General features: G+C 69.6%; 17 protein-coding genes and 1 pseudogene. 17 read left to right on the top strand and 1 reads right to left on the bottom strand.

Annotated elements, in window-relative coordinates:
* The first annotated feature begins 38 nt into the window (after window positions 1-38).
* From GA0115254_RS07535 to nusB, 4 genes and pseudogenes are all read left to right on the top strand, one after another.
* Window positions 39-852: pseudogene (locus GA0115254_RS07535) on the top strand (Pro-rich N-terminal domain-containing protein).
* Between the two features lie 104 nt (window positions 853-956).
* Window positions 957-2,063 carry an aminopeptidase P family protein gene (locus tag GA0115254_RS07530; protein ID WP_093894513.1) on the top strand — a complete coding sequence of 369 codons (1,107 nt, stop codon included), beginning with the start codon at window positions 957-959 and terminating at the stop codon, window positions 2,061-2,063.
* Between the two features lie 51 nt (window positions 2,064-2,114).
* Window positions 2,115-2,681, top strand: a complete 567-nt coding sequence (gene efp / locus GA0115254_RS07525) for an elongation factor P (RefSeq protein WP_069173254.1) — start codon at window positions 2,115-2,117, stop codon at window positions 2,679-2,681.
* Window positions 2,682-2,683: 2 nt separating this feature from the next.
* Window positions 2,684-3,115: a transcription antitermination factor NusB gene (gene nusB, locus GA0115254_RS07520; protein WP_093894512.1), complete on the top strand. Its 432-nt coding sequence runs from the start codon at window positions 2,684-2,686 to the stop codon at window positions 3,113-3,115.
* Window positions 3,116-3,273: 158 nt separating this feature from the next.
* On the opposite strand, the gene bldD is transcribed toward nusB, so the two are convergent.
* Window positions 3,274-3,774 (bottom strand): transcriptional regulator BldD, encoded by a 501-nt coding sequence (bldD, locus tag GA0115254_RS07515; protein ID WP_093894511.1) that lies wholly within the window; start codon window positions 3,772-3,774, stop codon window positions 3,274-3,276.
* A gap of 222 nt (window positions 3,775-3,996) precedes the next feature.
* Here bldD and pyrR point away from each other — a divergent pair, with 222 nt between their 5' ends.
* The 13 genes from pyrR (at window position 3,997) to metK (ending at window position 18,400) form a co-directional block, all read left to right on the top strand.
* Entirely contained in the window at window positions 3,997-4,581 is a 585-nt protein-coding gene (gene pyrR / locus GA0115254_RS07510) for a bifunctional pyr operon transcriptional regulator/uracil phosphoribosyltransferase PyrR (RefSeq protein ID WP_093894510.1), read from the top strand.
* 93 nt (window positions 4,582-4,674) lie between these two features.
* On the top strand, window positions 4,675-5,676 hold the full coding sequence (locus GA0115254_RS07505) for an aspartate carbamoyltransferase catalytic subunit (RefSeq protein WP_093894509.1): 1,002 nt from the start codon (window positions 4,675-4,677) through the stop codon (window positions 5,674-5,676).
* Window positions 5,677-5,678: 2 nt separating this feature from the next.
* Window positions 5,679-6,992, top strand: coding sequence for a dihydroorotase (locus GA0115254_RS07500; RefSeq protein WP_093894508.1), 1,314 nt, complete (start codon window positions 5,679-5,681; stop codon window positions 6,990-6,992).
* Window positions 6,989-7,570, top strand: a complete 582-nt coding sequence (locus GA0115254_RS07495; protein ID WP_093894507.1) for a PH-like domain-containing protein — start codon at window positions 6,989-6,991, stop codon at window positions 7,568-7,570. The genes GA0115254_RS07500 and GA0115254_RS07495 overlap by 4 nt, the downstream gene beginning before the upstream one ends.
* Window positions 7,567-8,709, top strand: coding sequence for a glutamine-hydrolyzing carbamoyl-phosphate synthase small subunit (gene carA, locus GA0115254_RS07490; RefSeq protein ID WP_093894506.1), 1,143 nt, complete (start codon window positions 7,567-7,569; stop codon window positions 8,707-8,709). The genes GA0115254_RS07495 and carA overlap by 4 nt, the downstream gene beginning before the upstream one ends.
* Window positions 8,702-12,010, top strand: a complete 3,309-nt coding sequence (gene carB, locus GA0115254_RS07485) for a carbamoyl-phosphate synthase large subunit (protein ID WP_093894505.1) — start codon at window positions 8,702-8,704, stop codon at window positions 12,008-12,010. Before carA ends, carB begins: the two co-directional genes overlap by 8 nt.
* 65 nt (window positions 12,011-12,075) lie before the next feature.
* Window positions 12,076-13,185: a quinone-dependent dihydroorotate dehydrogenase gene (locus GA0115254_RS07480; protein ID WP_093894504.1), complete on the top strand. Its 1,110-nt coding sequence runs from the start codon at window positions 12,076-12,078 to the stop codon at window positions 13,183-13,185.
* Entirely contained in the window at window positions 13,182-14,021 is an 840-nt protein-coding gene (gene pyrF, locus GA0115254_RS07475) for an orotidine-5'-phosphate decarboxylase (RefSeq protein ID WP_093894503.1), read from the top strand. The genes GA0115254_RS07480 and pyrF overlap by 4 nt, the downstream gene beginning before the upstream one ends.
* A gap of 244 nt (window positions 14,022-14,265) precedes the next feature.
* Window positions 14,266-14,589: an integration host factor gene (locus GA0115254_RS07470; protein ID WP_014157387.1), complete on the top strand. Its 324-nt coding sequence runs from the start codon at window positions 14,266-14,268 to the stop codon at window positions 14,587-14,589.
* A gap of 38 nt (window positions 14,590-14,627) precedes the next feature.
* Entirely contained in the window at window positions 14,628-15,245 is a 618-nt protein-coding gene (gene gmk, locus GA0115254_RS07465; protein ID WP_093894502.1) for a guanylate kinase, read from the top strand.
* A gap of 81 nt (window positions 15,246-15,326) precedes the next feature.
* Window positions 15,327-15,599, top strand: coding sequence for a DNA-directed RNA polymerase subunit omega (rpoZ, locus tag GA0115254_RS07460; RefSeq protein ID WP_005319902.1), 273 nt, complete (start codon window positions 15,327-15,329; stop codon window positions 15,597-15,599).
* Between the two features lie 132 nt (window positions 15,600-15,731).
* Window positions 15,732-16,934 carry a bifunctional phosphopantothenoylcysteine decarboxylase/phosphopantothenate--cysteine ligase CoaBC gene (coaBC, locus tag GA0115254_RS07455; protein ID WP_093894501.1) on the top strand — a complete coding sequence of 401 codons (1,203 nt, stop codon included), beginning with the start codon at window positions 15,732-15,734 and terminating at the stop codon, window positions 16,932-16,934.
* Between the two features lie 242 nt (window positions 16,935-17,176).
* Window positions 17,177-18,400, top strand: coding sequence for a methionine adenosyltransferase (gene metK / locus GA0115254_RS07450; RefSeq protein ID WP_093894500.1), 1,224 nt, complete (start codon window positions 17,177-17,179; stop codon window positions 18,398-18,400).
* Window positions 18,401-18,481: the final 81 nt, after the last annotated feature.

The following is an 18,481-nucleotide window of genomic DNA, read 5'->3' as shown; positions in this document are numbered from 1 at the left end:
CCAGCGCCAGTTGCCTGTACGAGACGGAGTGGCACCGGATGCAGCACGCAGTGGGGGCCCCGCTGCCGCCGCCCCAAGGCCCCGGAAGCGGACCTGTCGGCTGGACGCACCAGGCCCAGCACCCCGGACCGCCGGGGCCGCCGCCCACCACCCCTCCCACGCCCCAGGGCTGGCGCGGACCCGCCCCGCACGCACGCCCCGGCGCCTGTCTCCAGGGAAACCGCCGGGCACGTCCAGTTGCCGCCCGGCGGGCCCGTCCCGCTGCCCGCACCGCCCGCCGGACCCGGCACCGGCAGCGCGACCCTCGCCGTTCTCCTGATCGGCCCCGCGGGCGCGGGCAAGACCACCGTGGCCAAGCTCTGGGCCAGCCGCCGCCGGGTTCCCACGGCGCACGTCAGCCTCGACGACGTCCGCGAATGGGTCTGCTCCGGCTTCGCCGACCCCCAGGCCGGCTGGAACGACCACTCCGAGGCCCAGTACCGTCTCGCCCGTCGCACCTGCGGCTTCGCCGCCCGCAACTTTCTCGCCAACGGGATCTCCTGCATCCTGGACGACGCCGTCTTCCCGGACCGGCCGGTCGTCGGCCTCGGCGGCTGGAAGCGCCATGTCGGCCCCGGACTGCTGCCCATCGTTCTGCTGCCCGGCCTGGAGATCGTGCTGGAGCGCAACGCCGCCCGCAGCGGGAACCGCCGCCTCTCGGACGAGGAGGTCGCCCGCATCCACGGCCGGATGGCCGGGTGGTACGGCTCCGGACTGCCGATCATCGACAACTCGACGTACGACGTGGAGACCACCGCCCGCGTCCTGGACGACATACTCGCCCGTTCCATAGCCAGCCCCCCGGCCTGGTGAACCGCCATCGGGCGGTGTTCCCGGCCCGGCAACGGACCCGGCCGCGGCCCCCGGTCGGATGCGCTGACCGAGCAGGCCCGCGCCACCGCTCGTAGGCTCGTGACATGTCAGACGTGTACGCCGTCCGCCGCGGGCTGCTCCGCGACCGGTGCGCCGCCGTCGGATCCGCGGCCGCTCTGGTCTCCCGCCCTGCCAACGTCCGCTATCTCGCGGGCGGAGCGCCCCCGGGCGCCGTGCTGCTGCTCGGCCCCGGTGAGGACGTCCTGCTCTGCCCCCGCGCCCCGACCGGCGATCCCGCCGACGGGCGCACCGACGAGCAGCTGCGGGTGTCACTGACGCCGGCCACCGACGGCGATCCGGTGGTCGCGGCCGCCGGTCTGGCCACCTCGGTCGGTGCGGAGTCCCTGGCCGTCGAGGAACACCATCTGACGGTCTCCCGCCACCGGGCCATGAGCTCGGTCGCCCCGCGGCTACAACTCGCCGATCTCGGCGCCACAGTCGAGCAGCTGCGGGTCGTCAAGGACGAGGAGGAGATCGCCTGTCTGCGGATCGCCGCCGAGATCACCGATCAGGCCCTGGGCGAACTCCTCGAATCCATCCTGGTGGGACGCACCGAACGGCATCTCGCCCTGGAGCTGGAGCGCCGCCTGGTGGACCACGGTGCCGACGGCCCCGCCTTCGCCACTTCCGTGGCGACCGGGCCGAACTCCGGCCAGGGCCGCCACCGCCCCTCGGACCGACGGGTGGAGGAGGGGGATTTTCTCTCCGTCTGCCTGGGTGCGAACTATCGCGGCTACCGCTGTGAGATCGGCCGTACGTTCGTCATCGGGACCGCGCCCGCCGATTGGCAGATCGAGCTCTACGACCTGGTTTTCGCCGCTCAGCGGGCCGGGCGCGAGGCTCTCGTGCCGGGGGCCGCCTACCGCGATGTGGACCGTGCGGCCCGCTGTCTCCTGGACTCCGCGGGCCACGGCGGGGGCCTCGCACCATGGACCGGGCACGGGGTGGGGCTCGAAATCGACGAGGACCCGCAGCTGGCACCTGCAGCCATGGGTAAACTGGACGCTTGTGTGCCGGTCACCGTCGAACCGGGGGTCCACCTCCCGGGCCGGGGCGGGGTCCGGATCGATGACACGCTCGTCGTGCGCCCCGAGGCGGACGGCGGACCCGAGCTACTCACCATTACGACCAAGGAGCTGCTCGCGCTCTAGCGCGCATCCTCGGTCGTTCCACCAGCTTCAGTCCCAGGAGATTCCGCAACCGTGGCTTCCACGAACGACCTCAAGAACGGCCTGGTGCTCAAGCTCGACGGAGGCCAGCTCTGGTCCGTCGTCGAGTTCCAGCACGTCAAGCCCGGCAAGGGCCCGGCCTTCGTGCGCACCAAGCTCAAGAACGTGCTCTCCGGCAAGGTCGTCGACAAGACGTTCAACGCCGGCGTGAAGGTCGAAACGGCCACCATCGACCGTCGCGACATGCAGTTCTCGTACATGGACGGCGAGTACTTCGTCTTCATGGACATGGACACCTACGACCAGCTCATGGTCGACCGCAAGGCTGTCGGCGACGCCGCCAACTTCCTGATCGAGGGCTTCACCGCCTCCGTCGCCCAGCACGAGGGCGAGGTGCTCTACGTCGAGCTGCCCGCCGCCGTCGAGCTGACCGTCCAGCACACCGACCCGGGCGTCCAGGGCGACCGCTCCACCGGTGGCACCAAGCCCGCCACGCTGGAGACCGGCTACGAGATCGGCGTCCCGCTCTTCATCACCACGGGTGAGAAGATCAAGGTCGACACCCGCACGGGCGACTACCTCGGCCGGGTGAACAGCTAACCGTGGCTGCCCGGAACACGGCCCGCAAGCGCGCCTTCCAGATCCTCTTCGAGGCCGACCAGCGCGGTGAGTCCGTGCAGACGGTCCTCGCGGACTGGGTGCGGCTCTCGCGGTCCGACAGCCGTCAGCCGCCGGTCACCGAGTACACGATGGAGCTCGTCGAGGGGTACGCGCAGTACGCGGACCGGATCGACGACCTCATCGTGACCTACGCCGTGGACTGGGAGATCGACCGCATGCCGGTCGTCGACCGGAACATCCTGCGGCTCGGTGCGTACGAGCTGATCTGGGTGGACGGGACCCCGGACGCAGTGGTGATCGACGAGGCGGTCCAGCTCGCCAAGGAGTTCTCCACCGATGACTCCCCGTCCTTCGTGAACGGGCTGCTGGCCCGGTTCAAGGACCTCAAGCCGAACCTCCGCCGGGAGCAGTAGCCTCCGGCGGCGTTCAGCCACGAAGGGCCCGCGGTCTTGTGACCGCGGGCCCTTCGGCGTGCGGGAGGCCGGTTGCCGGCAACGAAAAAACCGTGTCGGCGCGGGCGCCCGAATGGGTGAACCCGCGCCGACACGGCGGTACGTTTCTGCGAGGGGTGTCAGGCCTCTTCGTGGGCGACGGCGCGACGCGCGTCCGCGTCCAGCACGCCCCAGCTGATCAGCTGTTCCGTGAGCACGGACGGCGACTGGTCGTAGATCACGGCCAGCGTGCGCAGGTCGTCCTGGCGGATCGAGAGCACCTTGCCGTTGTAGTCACCGCGCTGGCTCTGGATCGTCGCGGCATAGCGCTGCAACGGCCCGGCCTTCTCCGGCGGGACGTGGGCGAGGCGCTCCAGGTCCAGGACAAGCTTCGGCGGCGGCTCAGCGGCCCCGCCAGGCGTCGTACCGGGCAGGAGTTCCTGCACCGGGACTCCGTAGAAATCAGCGAGTTCGGCAAGACGCTGGACGGTCACGGCACGGTCGCCGCGCTCGTACGAACCGACCACGACGGCCTTCCAGCGGCCCTGGGACTTCTCCTCCACGCCGTGGAGAGAGAGGCCCTGCTGGGTGCGGATGGCACGGAGCTTGGCCCCGAGCTGCTTTGCGTATTCGCTGGACATAAGGCTCCCCGGACGCTGGAACATTTTTGCGGCTCCGCCGCGTGGCTGGTAACTCACTGTGAGGTTACGCAGCGTTACTTGGATGCGTCAAGCCGAATGGTCCGGACCGGCACCTCCCGGGGGTGTGACCAGGGCGCTGTGCAAGCCCTGGTAACGTTGATGACGCAATTTCGACGTCCTTTAAGGTCCGTCCAGTGAGGCGGAGAAGGAGGTCCGTTTCTTATGGACGCACAGCACGAAGCCACCGGCAATGCGGCACGCCCCGTTCTCGAGGCTCCCGACATCGCCCGAGTACTGACCCGAATCGCCCACGAGATCGTCGAACGCGCCAAGGGCGCCGACGACGTGGTGCTCCTCGGTATCCCGACGCGGGGCGTCTTCCTCGCCGGTCGGCTCGCCGAAAAACTCCAAGAGATCACCGGCCGGAAGATGCCGGTCGGGTCACTCGACATCACGATGTACCGCGACGACCTGCGGCTGCGCCCCGCGCGCGCCCTGGCCCGCACCGAGATCCCCGGCGAGGGCATCGAGGGCCGCCTGGTCGTCCTCGTCGACGATGTCCTCTTCTCGGGCCGCACGATCCGCGCAGCGCTCGACGCGCTGGGCGACATCGGCCGGCCCCGCGCGGTGCAGCTCGCGGTCCTCGTCGACCGCGGTCACCGTGAACTCCCGATCCGTGCCGACTACGTCGGCAAGAACCTCCCCACGTCGCTGCGGGAGACGGTCAAGGTCCAGCTCGCCGAGGAGGACGGCCGCGACGCCGTGCTGCTCGGTGTCCAGCAGACCGCCACGGTGGGCGAGCAGTAGCTGCACTTCACCCGTACGGAGTACCTCGAACCCGTACGGCAGCTTCCGCACGCCCGTTTGCCTGAATCCTCCAGCCACCCGGAGAACACCCAGATGAAGCGTCACCTCATCTCGGCCGCCGACCTCACCCGCGACGACGCCGTCCTGATCCTCGACACCGCCGAGGAAATGGCACGGGTCGCGGACCGGCCGATCAAGAAGCTCCCCACCCTGCGCGGCCGTACCGTCGTCAACCTCTTCTTCGAGGACTCGACGCGTACCCGCATCTCCTTCGAGGCCGCCGCCAAGCGCCTCTCCGCCGATGTCATCAACTTCTCCGCGAAGGGCTCGTCCGTCTCCAAGGGCGAGTCGCTCAAGGACACCGCGCTGACCCTGGAGGCGATGGGCGCCGACGCCGTCGTCATCCGGCACGGTGCCTCCGGTGCCCCCTACCGCCTCGCCACCTCCGGCTGGATCGACGGCGCCGTTGTCAACGCCGGTGACGGCACCCACGAGCACCCCACCCAGGCCCTCCTGGACGCCTTCACCCTGCGCCGCCGCCTCGTCGGGGCCGACGCCGGTATCGGCCGGGACCTCGAAGGCCGCCGGGTCACCGTCGTCGGCGACATCCTGCACAGCCGGGTGGCCCGCTCCAACGTCCACCTGCTGACCACGCTCGGCGCGCACGTCACCCTGGTCGCCCCGCCGACTCTCGTCCCGGTCGGCGTCGAGCACTGGCCGTGCGACGTCAGCTACAGCCTCGACGAGGTGCTGCCGAAGTCCGACGCGGTGATGATGTTGCGTGTACAGCGCGAACGGATGAACGCCGCGTACTTCCCGACCGAGCGCGAGTACTCCCGCCGCTACGGCCTGGACGGCGACCGCATGGCGAGGATGCCCGAGGACGCCATCGTCATGCACCCCGGTCCGATGGTCCGCGGCATGGAGATCACCGCCGAGGTCGCCGACTCCGACCGGTGCACGGCCGTCGAGCAGGTCGCCAACGGTGTCTCGATCCGCATGGCCGTCCTGTACCTGCTGCTGGGCGGTTCCGAGCCCGCCGCCCCGGCTCACCCGTCGCCCGCCACCCCCGCCCGTACCGAGGAGAACAAGTAACCATGAGCAAGATCCTTATCCGCGGCGCGAAGGTCCTCGGCGGCGAATCCCAGGACGTCCTGATCGACGGCGAGACCATCGCCGCCACCGCCCGGCAGGGCGAAATCGACTGGAGTGGTACCGGCATCGAGGCCGGGGACGCGACCGTCGTCGAGGCGGAGGGTCAGATCCTGCTGCCCGGCCTCGTCGACCTCCACACCCACCTGCGCGAGCCCGGCCGCGAGGACTCCGAGACCGTCCTCACCGGGACGAAGGCGGCGGCCGTCGGCGGCTTCACCGCCGTGCACGCCATGGCCAACACCTTCCCGGTCGCCGACACCGCCGGTGTCGTCGAGCAGGTCTGGCGGCTCGGCAAGGAGTCCGGCTACTGCGACGTGCAGCCGATCGGCGCCGTCACCGTCGGCCTGGAGGGCAAGAAGCTCGCCGAGCTCGGCGCCATGCACGATTCGGCCGCCGGAGTGAAAGTCTTCTCCGACGACGGCAAGTGCGTCGACGACGCGGTGATCATGCGCCGTGCGCTGGAGTACGTGAAGGCCTTCGACGGTGTCGTCGCCCAGCACGCCCAGGAGCCCCGCCTCACCGAGGGCGCCCAGATGAACGAGGGCATCGTCTCCGCGGAACTCGGTCTCGGCGGCTGGCCCGCCGTCGCCGAGGAGTCGATCATCGCCCGCGACGTACTGCTCGCCGCCCACGTCGGCTCCCGGGTGCACATCTGCCACCTGTCGACCGCCGGCTCCGTCGAGATCGTCCGCTGGGCCAAGTCCAAGGGCTGGAACGTCACCGCCGAGGTCACCCCGCATCACCTGCTCCTCACCGACGAGCTCGTACGGTCCTACAACCCGGTCTACAAGGTGAACCCGCCGCTGCGCACCGAGGCCGACGTCATGGCCCTGCGCGAGGCGCTCGCCGACGGCACCATCGACTGCGTTGCCACCGACCACGCCCCCCATCCGCACGAGGACAAGGACTGCGAGTGGGCCGCCGCCGCCATGGGCATGGTGGGCCTGGAGACCGCGCTCTCCGTCGTCCAGCAGACGATGGTCGACACCGGCCTCATCGACTGGGCGGGCGTCGCCGACCGGATGTCGTTCCGTCCGGCCGCCATCGGCCGCCTCGACGGACACGGCCGGCCCGTCTCGGCCGGTGAGCCCGCCAACCTCACGCTGGTCGATCCGGCATACCGTGGTGTGGTGGACCCCGCAGGCTTCGCCTCCCGCAGCCGCAACACTCCCTACGAGGGTCGCGAGCTGCCGGGCCGAGTCACCCACACCTTCCTGCGGGGCCGTGCCACGGTCGTCGACGGGAAGCTCGCGTGACATCACTCACCCCCCTGTACCTCCAGCTCGCCGCCGAGCAGAAGTCGGCCGAAGTGACCGACTGGTCCGCTCGCATCAGCTGGGTCATCGGACTGATCGTCCTCATCGCCTTCGTCTACTGGCTGATGCGCCAGGGATGGAAGTGGCGGGGGAGTCTCCAGTCCGATCTGCCGGAACTCAGCTCCACCCCGGAGGGGTTCGCGGACGGCGAGAAGCTGCTGACGCTCACCGGCAGGTACCACGCCTCGACGACCGCGGGGCAGTGGCTCGACCGGATCGTCGCCCACGGCCTCGGTACCCGCAGCCGCGTCGAGCTCACCCTGACCGACCAGGGCCTCGACGTCGTACGACCCGGGGCAGTCGACTTCTTCGTCCCGGCCGCCGCACTGCGTGAGGCCCGGCTCGACAAGGGCATCGCGGGCAAGGTCCTCCCCGAGGGCGGCCTGCTGATCATCACCTGGGCGCACGGCGACAAGCTGATCGACTCCGGTTTCCGCTCCGACCACTCGGCCGAGCACCCGGCCTGGGTCGAGGCCATCGAACAACTCACCAGCACTACGGAAGGCACCGCACGATGACGATCTCCACCCGGGGAGCCGCCAAAGCTCCCGCCGTACTCGTCCTGGAGGACGGCCGCGCCTTCCGCGGCCGCGCCTACGGGGCCGTGGGGGAGACCTTCGGCGAGGCGGTGTTCTCCACCGGCATGACCGGCTACCAGGAGACGCTGACCGACCCCTCGTACCACCGCCAGGTCGTCGTCATGACCGCCCCGCACGTCGGCAACACTGGTGTGAACGACGAGGACCCCGAGTCCGGACGGATCTGGGTCTCCGGCTACGTCGTCCGCGACCCCGCCCGGGTGCCCTCCAACTGGCGCTCGCAGCGCTCGCTCGACGAGGAGCTGGAGCGCCAGGGCGTCGTCGGCATCAGCGGCATCGACACCCGAGCCCTCACCCGCCACCTGCGCGAGCGCGGTGCCATGCGCGTCGGCATCTTCTCCGGTGACGCCGTCGCCGACGAGGCCACGCTGCTGGCTCGCGTCAAGGAAGCCCCCGAGATGGTGGGCGCCGACCTCTCCGCCGAGGTCGCGACCAAGGAGACGTACGTCGTCCCCGCGATCGGCACCAAGAAGTTCACCGTCGCCGCGATCGACCTCGGCATCAAGGGCATGACCCCGCACCGGATGGCCGAGCGCGGCATCGAGGTACACGTCCTGCCCGCCACCGCCACTCTGGAAGAGGTGTACGCGGTCGAGCCCGACGGCGTCTTCTTCTCCAACGGCCCCGGCGACCCGGCCACCGCCGACCACCCGGTCTCCGTCATGCAGGGCGTCCTGGAGCGGAGGACGCCGCTCTTCGGCATCTGCTTCGGCAACCAGATCCTGGGCCGCGCCCTCGGCTTCGGCACCTACAAGCTGAAGTACGGCCACCGCGGCATCAACCAGCCGGTGCAGGACCGCACGACCGGCAAGGTCGAGGTCACCGCGCACAACCACGGCTTCGCCGTCGACGCCCCGCTGGACAAGGTGTCGGACACGAAGTTCGGCCGCGCCGAGGTCTCCCACGTCTGCCTGAACGACCAGGTCGTCGAGGGGCTGCAGCTCCTCGACCAGCCGGCCTTCAGCGTCCAGTACCACCCCGAGGCGGCCGCGGGCCCGCACGACGCCGCGTACCTCTTCGACCGCTTCGTATCCCTGATGGAGGGCCAGCGTGCCTAAGCGCTCCGATATCCAGTCCGTCCTGGTCATCGGCTCCGGTCCGATCGTCATCGGTCAGGCCGCCGAGTTCGACTACTCCGGCACCCAGGCCTGCCGCGTCCTCAAGGCCGAGGGCCTGCGCGTCATCCTGGTGAACTCCAACCCGGCGACGATCATGACCGACCCGGAGATCGCCGACGCCACGTACGTCGAGCCGATCACCCCCGAGTTCGTCGAGAAGATCATCGCCAAGGAGCGCCCCGACGCGCTGCTCCCCACACTGGGTGGCCAGACCGCGCTCAACACCGCGATCTCCATGCACGAGAAAGGTGTCCTGGAGAAGTACGGCGTCGAGCTCATCGGCGCCAATGTCGAGGCCATCAACAAGGGTGAGGACCGCGACCTCTTCAAGGGTGTCGTCGAAGCCGTCAACGCCAAGATCGGCCACGGCGAGTCCGCTCGCTCGGTCATCTGCCACTCCATGGACGACGTCCTGGCGGGCGTCGAGACGCTCGGCGGCTACCCCGTCGTCGTCCGCCCCTCCTTCACCATGGGCGGCGCCGGCTCCGGCTTCGCCCACGACGAGGAGGAGCTGCGCCGGATCGCCGGTCAGGGCCTCACGCTCTCCCCGACCACCGAGGTGCTCCTGGAGGAGTCCATCCTCGGCTGGAAGGAGTACGAGCTGGAGCTGATGCGCGACAAGCACGACAACGTCGTGGTCGTCTGCTCCATCGAGAACTTCGACCCGATGGGCGTCCACACGGGTGACTCGATCACCGTCGCCCCGGCGATGACGCTCACCGACCGCGAGTACCAGCGGCTGCGCGACATCGGCATCGCGATCATCCGCGAGGTCGGCGTCGACACCGGCGGCTGCAACATCCAGTTCGCCATCGACCCGACCGACGGCCGCGTCATCGTGATCGAGATGAACCCGCGCGTCTCCCGCTCCTCGGCGCTCGCCTCGAAGGCCACCGGCTTCCCGATCGCCAAGATCGCCGCCAAGCTGGCCGTCGGCTACACGCTCGACGAGATCCCGAACGACATCACCGAGAAGACCCCGGCCTCCTTCGAGCCGACCCTCGACTATGTCGTCGTCAAGGCCCCGCGGTTCGCCTTCGAGAAGTTCCCCTCCGCCGACTCCACCCTCACCACCACCATGAAGTCGGTGGGCGAGGCCATGGCGATCGGCCGGAACTTCACCGAGGCGCTCCAGAAGGCGCTCCGCTCGCTGGAGAAGAAGGGCTCGCAGTTCTCCTTCACCGGTGAGACCGGCGACAAGGCCGAGCTGCTGGCCGAGGCGGTCCGCCCGACCGACGGCCGGATCAACACCGTCATGCAGGCGATCCGGGCCGGCGCCACCCAGGAAGAGGTCTTCGACGCCACGAAGATCGACCCCTGGTTCGTCGACCAGCTCTTCCTGATCAAGGAGATCGCCGACGAGCTGGCCGCCGCGGACGAGCTCGGCCCCGAGCTGCTGGCAGAGGCCAAGCGTCACGGCTTCTCCGATGCCCAGATCGCCGACATCCGCAGCCTGCGCGAGGACGTCGTGCGCGAGGTGCGGCACGCCCTGGGAATCCGCCCGGTCTACAAGACGGTCGACACCTGCGCCGCCGAGTTCGCCGCGAAGACGCCGTACTTCTACTCCAGTTACGACGAGGAGAGCGAGGTCGCGTCCCGCACCAAGCCGGCGGTGATCATCCTCGGCTCCGGCCCCAACCGCATCGGCCAGGGGATCGAGTTCGACTACTCCTGCGTCCACGCCTCCTTCGCCCTGAGCGACGCGGGCTACGAGACCGTGATGGTCAACTGCAACCCGGAGACCGTCTCCACCGACTACGACACCTCCGACCGCCTGTACTTCGAGCCGCTGACGCTCGAGGACGTGCTGGAGATCGTGCACGCCGAGTCCCTCGCGGGCCCGGTCGCCGGTGTCGTCGTCCAGCTCGGCGGCCAGACCCCGCTGGGTCTGTCGCAGGCGCTCAAGGACAACGGCGTGCCGGTCGTCGGTACCTCCCCGGAGGCGATCCACGCCGCCGAGGACCGCGGCGCCTTCGGCCGCGTCCTGGCCGAGGCCGGACTCCCGGCCCCGAAGCACGGCACCGCCACCACGTTCGACGAGGCCAAGGCCATCGCCGACGAGATCGGCTACCCCGTCCTCGTACGCCCGTCGTACGTGCTCGGCGGCCGGGGCATGGAGATCGTGTACGACGAGACGCGCCTCTCCTCGTACATCGCCGAGTCCACCGAGATCAGCCCCACCCGGCCGGTCCTGGTCGACCGCTTCCTCGACGATGCGATCGAGATCGACGTCGACGCGCTCTATGACGGCACCGAGCTCTACCTCGGCGGCGTCATGGAGCACATCGAGGAGGCCGGCATCCACTCCGGTGACTCCGCCTGCGCGCTGCCCCCGATCACGCTCGGCGGCTATGACATCAAGCGGCTGCGCACCTCCACCGAGGGCATCGCCAAGGGCGTCGGCGTACGCGGCCTGATCAACATCCAGTTCGCGCTCTCCGGCGACATCCTGTACGTCCTGGAGGCCAACCCGCGCGCCTCGCGCACCGTCCCCTTCACCTCGAAGGCGACCGCGGTACCGCTCGCCAAGGCCGCCGCCCGCATCTCGCTGGGCGCGACCATCGCCGAGCTGCGCGAGGAGGGTCTGCTGCCGAAGCACGGTGACGGCGGCACTCTGCCGCTCGACGCGCCGATCTCCGTCAAGGAGGCCGTCATGCCGTGGTCGCGGTTCCGCGACATCCACGGCCGCGGTGTCGACACCGTCCTCGGCCCGGAGATGCGCTCCACCGGCGAGGTCATGGGCATCGACTCGGTCTTCGGCACGGCGTACGCCAAGTCGCAGGCCGGCGCGTACGGCCCGCTGCCCACCAAGGGCCGCGCGTTCATCTCGGTCGCCAACCGCGACAAGCGCTCGATGATCTTCCCGGCGCGCGAGCTGGTCGCCCACGGCTTCGAACTGCTGGCCACCTCCGGCACCGCCGAGGTGCTCAAGCGCAACGGCATCCACGCCACGGTCGTGCGCAAGCAGTCCGAGGGCGTCGGCCCGCAGGGCGAGAGGACCATCGTCCAGCTCATCCACGACGGCGAGGTCGACCTGATCGTCAACACGCCGTACGGAACGGGCGGCCGCCTCGACGGCTACGAGATCCGTACCGCGGCCGTCGCCCGGTCCGTGCCGTGCCTCACGACGGTCCAGGCACTCGCCGCCGCCGTACAGGGCATCGATGCACTCAACCACGGAGACGTCGGCGTACGTTCCCTCCAGGAACACGCGGAACATCTGACCGCGGCGCGCGACTAGCAGGCCCAGCAGGGGGACACCGGAAACGGTGTCCCCCTCTCTGTGAGGACACCGAGGACACCCCGATGTACAAATTCTTCTTCCAGCTGGTCTTCAAGCGGATGGACCCGGAGCAGGCGCACCACCTGGCCTTCCGGTGGATCTGCCTCGCCGCCCGCATCCCCGTGCTGCGCACCTTCGTCGCCGCCGCGCTCGCCCCCCGCTACGAGGAGCTGCGCACCGAGGCCCTCGGCCTGCGGATGCACGGCCCCTTCGGCCTCGCCGCCGGCTTCGACAAGAACGCCGTCGCGATCGACGGCATGTCGATGCTCGGCTTCGACCACATCGAGATCGGTACGGTCACCGGCGAGCCACAGCCCGGCAACCCCAAGAAGCGGCTCTTCCGCCTCGTGGCCGACCGCGCGCTGATCAACCGCATGGGCTTCAACAACGAGGGCTCCGCGGCCGTGGCCGAGCGCCTGGCCACCCGCAACCCGGTCTTCCGGACCACGGTCGGCGTCAACATCGGCAAGACCAAGGTCGTGCCGGAGGCCGAAGCGGTCGGCGACTACGTGAAGTCGACCGAACGGCTCGCCCGTCACGCCGACTACCTCGTCGTGAACGTCTCCTCGCCCAACACCCCCGGCCTGCGCAACCTCCAGGCCACCGAGGCGCTCCGGCCCCTGCTCAGCGCCGTGCGCGAGGCAGCCGACCGGACGGTCGCCGGCCGGCGGGTCCCCCTGCTCGTAAAGATCGCTCCCGATCTCGCGGACGAGGACGTCGACGCGGTCGCCGATCTCGCGGTCGAGCTCGGTCTGGACGGCATCATCGCCACCAACACCACCATCGCCCGGGACGGCCTCGGCCTGAAGTCCTCGCCGTCCCTGGTCAAGGAGACCGGCGGGCTGTCCGGCGCGCCCCTCAAGGCACGCTCCCTGGAGGTCCTGAGCCGCCTTTACGCGCGGGTGGGAGACCGGATCACCCTGGTCGGTGTCGGCGGCATCGAGAACGCCGAGGACGCCTGGCAGCGCATTCTCGCCGGTGCCACGCTGGTCCAGGGCTACAGCGCCTTCATCTACGAGGGCCCGTTCTACGCCCGGGCGATCCACAAGGGCCTGGCCGCGCGCCTGGCCGCCTCCCCGTACGCCACCCTCGCCGAAGCCGTCGGCGCAGAAACCAGGAAGGCCACCGCATGATCCCGGAACCGTTCGGCGCACGCCTGCGCCGTGCCATGGACACCCGCGGACCGCTCTGCGTCGGCATCGACCCGCACGCCTCGCTCCTCACCGCCTGGGGCCTGAACGACGACGTCGCAGGTCTGGAGCATTTCACGCGTACGGTCGTCGAGGCGCTGGCGGACCGGGTCGCCGTCCTCAAGCCGCAGTCCGCGTTCTTCGAGCGCTTCGGCTCGCGCGGCATCGCGGTCCTGGAGAAGGCCGTCGAGGAGGCGCGGGCGGCCGGTGCACTCGTCCTGATGGACGCCAAGCGCGGCGACATCGGCTCGACCATGGGTGCCTACGCGGCGACCTATCTGGACAAGGACTCGCCACTGTTCTCGGACGCGGTCACCGTCTCGCCGTACCTCGGCTTCGGTTCGCTGCGCCCGGCGCTCGACGCGGCTGTCCTCTCCGGCGCGGGTGTCTTCGTGCTCGCCCTCACCTCCAACCCGGAGGGAGCGGAGGTTCAGCGCGCCACCGCCACCGACGGGCGTTCGCTGGCCCAGCTGATGCTCGACCACATGGCCGCCGAGAACGAGGGGGCCACCCCGCTCGGCTCCGTCGGCGCGGTGGTCGGTGCCACGCTCGGGGACGCGGGTGTGAATCTCGCCATCAACGGCCCCCTGCTCGCCCCCGGGATCGGGGCCCAGGGGGCGACGCCCGCGGATCTGCCCGGTGTGTTCGGCGACGCGGTGGGCAATGTGGTGCCCAGTGTGAGCCGCGGCGTACTGAGCCAGGGACCGGACGTGGCGGGGCTGCGCGCAGCCGCCGAACGGCTCACGGACGAGGTCCGGGCGGCCGTCGCAGGTAGGTGAACATGCCACGTAACAGTGTGTTGACTGAATCCTGACCAAAAAACTTGGTTGTTATGCCTGAAATGTCCTGGTCGGCTGAGGCTGACCAGGACTTTTCGTTGGTTCTCGCTGACTCGAGCGGTCTTGGCCGCTAGTCTCCGACGAGAGCCGACGTACACAAGTTGTCCGTCGCTCACCTGGTGTGGAGCGTCCAGCTTCCTCACCGGTCCGTATCCGACAGATCGACATCCGAGGTGACGTAGGCGTGGCTCTTCCGCCCCTTACCCCTGAACAGCGCGCAGCCGCGCTCGAAAAGGCCGCCGCGGCTCGCCGGGAGCGGGCCGAGGTCAAGAATCGACTCAAGCACTCCGGCGCCTCCCTCCACGAGGTCATCAAGCAGGGCCAGGAGAACGACGTCATCGGCAAGATGAAGGTCTCTGCCCTCCTGGAGTCCCTGCCGGGCGTGGGCAAGGTCCGCGCCAAGCAGATCATGGAGCGGCTCGGCATCTCCGAGAGCCGCCGAGTCCGGGGTCTCGGCTCCAACCAGATCGCATCCCTGGAGCGCGAGTTCGGCGGCAGCGCCGCCTGACGTTCTCAGGCACCCCTGAGAACCTGGATAATCGCTTCATGGCTGCAACATCCCGGGGGACGTCCCCCGTACCCCCGGACGTACGTCCGCGGCTGACCGTGCTCTCCGGCCCCTCAGGGGTCGGCAAGAGCACGGTCGTCGCCCATATGCGCAAGGCCCACCCCGAGGTATGGCTCTCGGTGTCGGCGACGACCCGCAAGCCGCGCCCCGGCGAGCGCAACGGTGTCCACTACTTTTTCGTGGACAACGACGAGTTCGACAAGCTGATCGCCAATGGCGAGCTGCTGGAGTGGGCCGAGTTCGCCGGCAACCGGTACGGCACGCCGCGCCGTGCCGTGCTCGACCGCCTGGAGGCGGGCGAGCCGGTGCTGCTGGAGATCGATCTCCAGGGCGCACGGCTGGTCCGGCAGTCGATGGCGGACGCCCAGCTCGTGTTCCTGGCCCCGCCGAGCTGGGAGGAGCTGGTGCGCCGGCTCACCGGCCGCGGGACCGAATCCGCCGAGGTGATCGAGCGCCGGCTCGCCGCCGCCAGGATCGAACTGGCTGCCGAGTCCGAGTTCGATACGACGCTGGTCAACACCTCCGTCGAGGACGTGGCGCGTGAGCTGCTAGCCTTGATGCTGGAGGCTTCCGGCCACCGTGCCGACAGCGACTGAACGCAGCCGACACGCGCGGCAGTACGGAACTCCGCACTGTCAAAGATTTCTTTGATCTTTACCCCCTTCGGAAGGCAGAGAGTGTCCTCTTCCATCACCGCGCCCGAGGGCATCATCAACCCGCCGATTGATGAGCTCCTTGAGGCCACCGACTCGAAGTACAGCCTCGTGATCTACGCGGCCAAGCGCGCGCGCCAGATCAACGCGTACTACTCGCAGCTCGGCGAGGGTCTCCTGGAGTACGTCGGTCCGCTCGTCGACACCCACGTGCACGAGAAGCCGCTCTCGATCGCGCTCCGCGAGATCAACGCGGGCCTGCTCACCTCCGAGGCCATCGAGGGCCCCGCGCAGTAAGCAGGAATTGCACCTTCACCACAGGCCCGGCGGCCACGGCTGCCGGGCCTGTGGTGTGTCCGGGGCGACCGCGTCGGACCGGGTGCGGTGAGGCAGCATGGGGGTGTTCGTATCCGAGTGCGGGGAGACGCAGTGGACAAGCCGAAGGTCGTTCTTGGGGTCAGCGGAGGCATCGCCGCGTACAAGGCGTGCGAGCTGCTGCGCCGGTTGACCGAATCCGGTCACGACGTGAGGGTCGTCCCGACCGAGTCGGCGCTGCACTTCGTGGGGGCGGCCACATGGTCGGCGCTCTCGGGCCACCCGGTGTCGACGGGGGTCTGGAGCGACGTCCACGAGGTGCCGCACGTCAGGATCGGGCAGGGCGCCGACCTGGTCGTGGTCGCCCCGGCCACCGCCGACATGCTCGCCAAGGCCGCCCACGGTCTCGCCGACGACCTGCTCACCAACACGCTCCTGACCGCCCGCTGTCCCGTTGTCTTCGCGCCCGCCATGCACACCGAGATGTGGGAGCACCCCGCCACCCGGGAGAACGTCGCGACACTGCGCCGCCGCGGCGCCGTCGTCATCGAGCCCGCCGTCGGCAGGCTGACCGGCGTCGACACCGGCAAGGGCCGGCTGCCCGACCCCGGGGAGATCTTCGAGGTCTGCCGCCGGGTGCTGGCCCGCGGGCCCGTCGAAGCCGACCTGGCCGGCCGTCACGTCGTGATCAGCGCGGGCGGTACGCGAGAGCCGCTCGACCCGGTGCGCTACCTCGGCAACCGTTCCTCCGGCAAGCAGGGTTTCGCGCTGGCCCGCACCGCGGTCGCCCGCGGCGCCCGGGTCACGCTCATCGAGGCCAACACCGGTCTGCCGGACCCGGCGGGCGCCGATGTCCTGCACGCAGGTACCGCCATACAGTTGCGCGAGGCCGTGCTGAAGGCCGCCGCGGACGCCGATGTGGTCGTGATGGCGGCGGCGGTCGCCGACTTCCGCCCCGCCGAGTACGCGACCGGGAAGATCAAGAAGAAGGACGGTCAGGAGCCCGCGCCCATCAAGCTCGTCCGCAATCCCGACATCCTCGCCGAGGTCGCCGGTGAACGCGCCCGGCCGGACCAGATCGTCGTAGGTTTCGCCGCCGAGACCGACGATGTCCTCGCCAACGGACGCGAGAAGCTCCGCCGCAAGGGCTGCGATCTCCTCGTCGTCAATGAGGTGGGGGAGCGCAGGACGTTCGGCTCCGAGGAGAACGAAGCGGTGGTCCTCGCAGCCGACGGCGGTGAGACCCCGGTCCCGTTCGGTCCCAAGGAGGCACTCGCCGACACGGTCTGGGATCTCGTGTCGTCGCGGCTCGGATGAAATTCTCGTTTCACGCCATCACTCAAGCCAAAACCCCTGGAATATGGGCGCAAATGGCTTTCTCGGGAGGCGAATTTCGTACCGTGACGGGCCGTGCCACAGGTCACAGAACTCCCAAAGGGCGAGACATGTTGTCCGCCGAGCGACAGCGACCGATAAACTGACCCAGGACCGTGCCGGGCGCAGCTCCCGGCCGTCCGCCAAATGATCAGCCAGCAGCCGCTGCAACCCCAGGGAGCGATGTGTCCCGCCGTCTCTTCACCTCGGAGTCTGTCACCGAGGGCCACCCCGACAAGATCGCTGACCAGATCAGCGACACCATTCTCGACGCGCTGCTCCGTGAGGACCCCCGGTCCCGCGTCGCCGTCGAGACCTTGATCACCACCGGTCTGGTGCATGTCGCGGGTGAGGTCACGACCAAGGTCTACGCCGACATTCCGACCCTCGTGCGCAACAAGATTCTCGAGATCGGCTACGACTCCTCCAAGAAGGGCTTCGACGGCGCCTCCTGTGGCGTCTCGGTGTCCATCGGCGCGCAGTCGCCCGACATCGCGCAGGGCGTCGACACCGCGTACGAGACGCGGGTCGAGGGTTCCGCCGCAGGTGAAGAAGGGGACGACCTCGACAAGCAGGGTGCCGGCGACCAGGGCCTGATGTTCGGGTACGCCTGCGACGAGACGCCCGAACTCATGCCGCTCCCGATCTACCTCGCGCACCGGCTCTCGCGCCGGCTCTCCGAGGTCCGCAAGAACGGGACCATCCCTTACCTGCGCCCGGACGGCAAGACCCAGGTCACCATCGAGTACGACGGCGACAAGGCCGTCCGCCTCGACACGGTCGTCGTCTCCTCGCAGCACGCCAGCGACATCGACCTCGACTCGCTGCTCGCGCCCGACATCCGCGAGTTCGTCGTCGAGCACGTGCTCGCGCAGCTGATCGAGGACGGCATCAAGCTGGACACCGACGGCTACCGGCTGCTGGTCAACCCGACCGGGCGCTTCGAGATCGGCGGCCCGATGGGCGACGCCGGCCTGACCGGTCGCAAGATCATCATCGACACCTACGGCGGCATGGCCCGTCACGGCGGTGGCGCCTTCTCGGGCAAGGACCCGTCGAAGGTCGACCGCTCGGCCGCGTACGCCATGCGCTGGGTCGCCAAGAACGTCGTCGCGGCGGGCCTTGCCGCCCGTTGCGAGGTGCAGGTCGCGTACGCGATCGGCAAGGCCGAGCCCGTCGGTCTGTTCGTCGAGACGTTCGGCACCGCGGCGGTCGAGACCGAGAAGATCGAGCACGCCATCGGCGAGGTCTTCGACCTCCGCCCGGCCGCGATCATCCGCGACCTCGACCTGCTCCGCCCGATCTACGCCCAGACCGCGGCGTACGGCCACTTCGGCCGTGAGCTTCCCGACTTCACCTGGGAGCGCACGGACCGCGTGGACGCGCTGCGCACGGCGGCCGGGCTGTAAGCCTGCCGCCCGCAGTCTGTACGCCGGGGCCCGGACGCCGCACGCGGTGTCCGGGCCCCGGTGCGTGCGGCCGCCGGTGTG

This window comes from Streptomyces sp. Ncost-T10-10d (genome assembly GCF_900091955.1).
Classification (GTDB): domain Bacteria; phylum Actinomycetota; class Actinomycetes; order Streptomycetales; family Streptomycetaceae; genus Streptomyces.
Note: the sequence above shows the minus strand (reverse complement) of the source record. Positions and strands in the feature narration are given on the sequence as shown.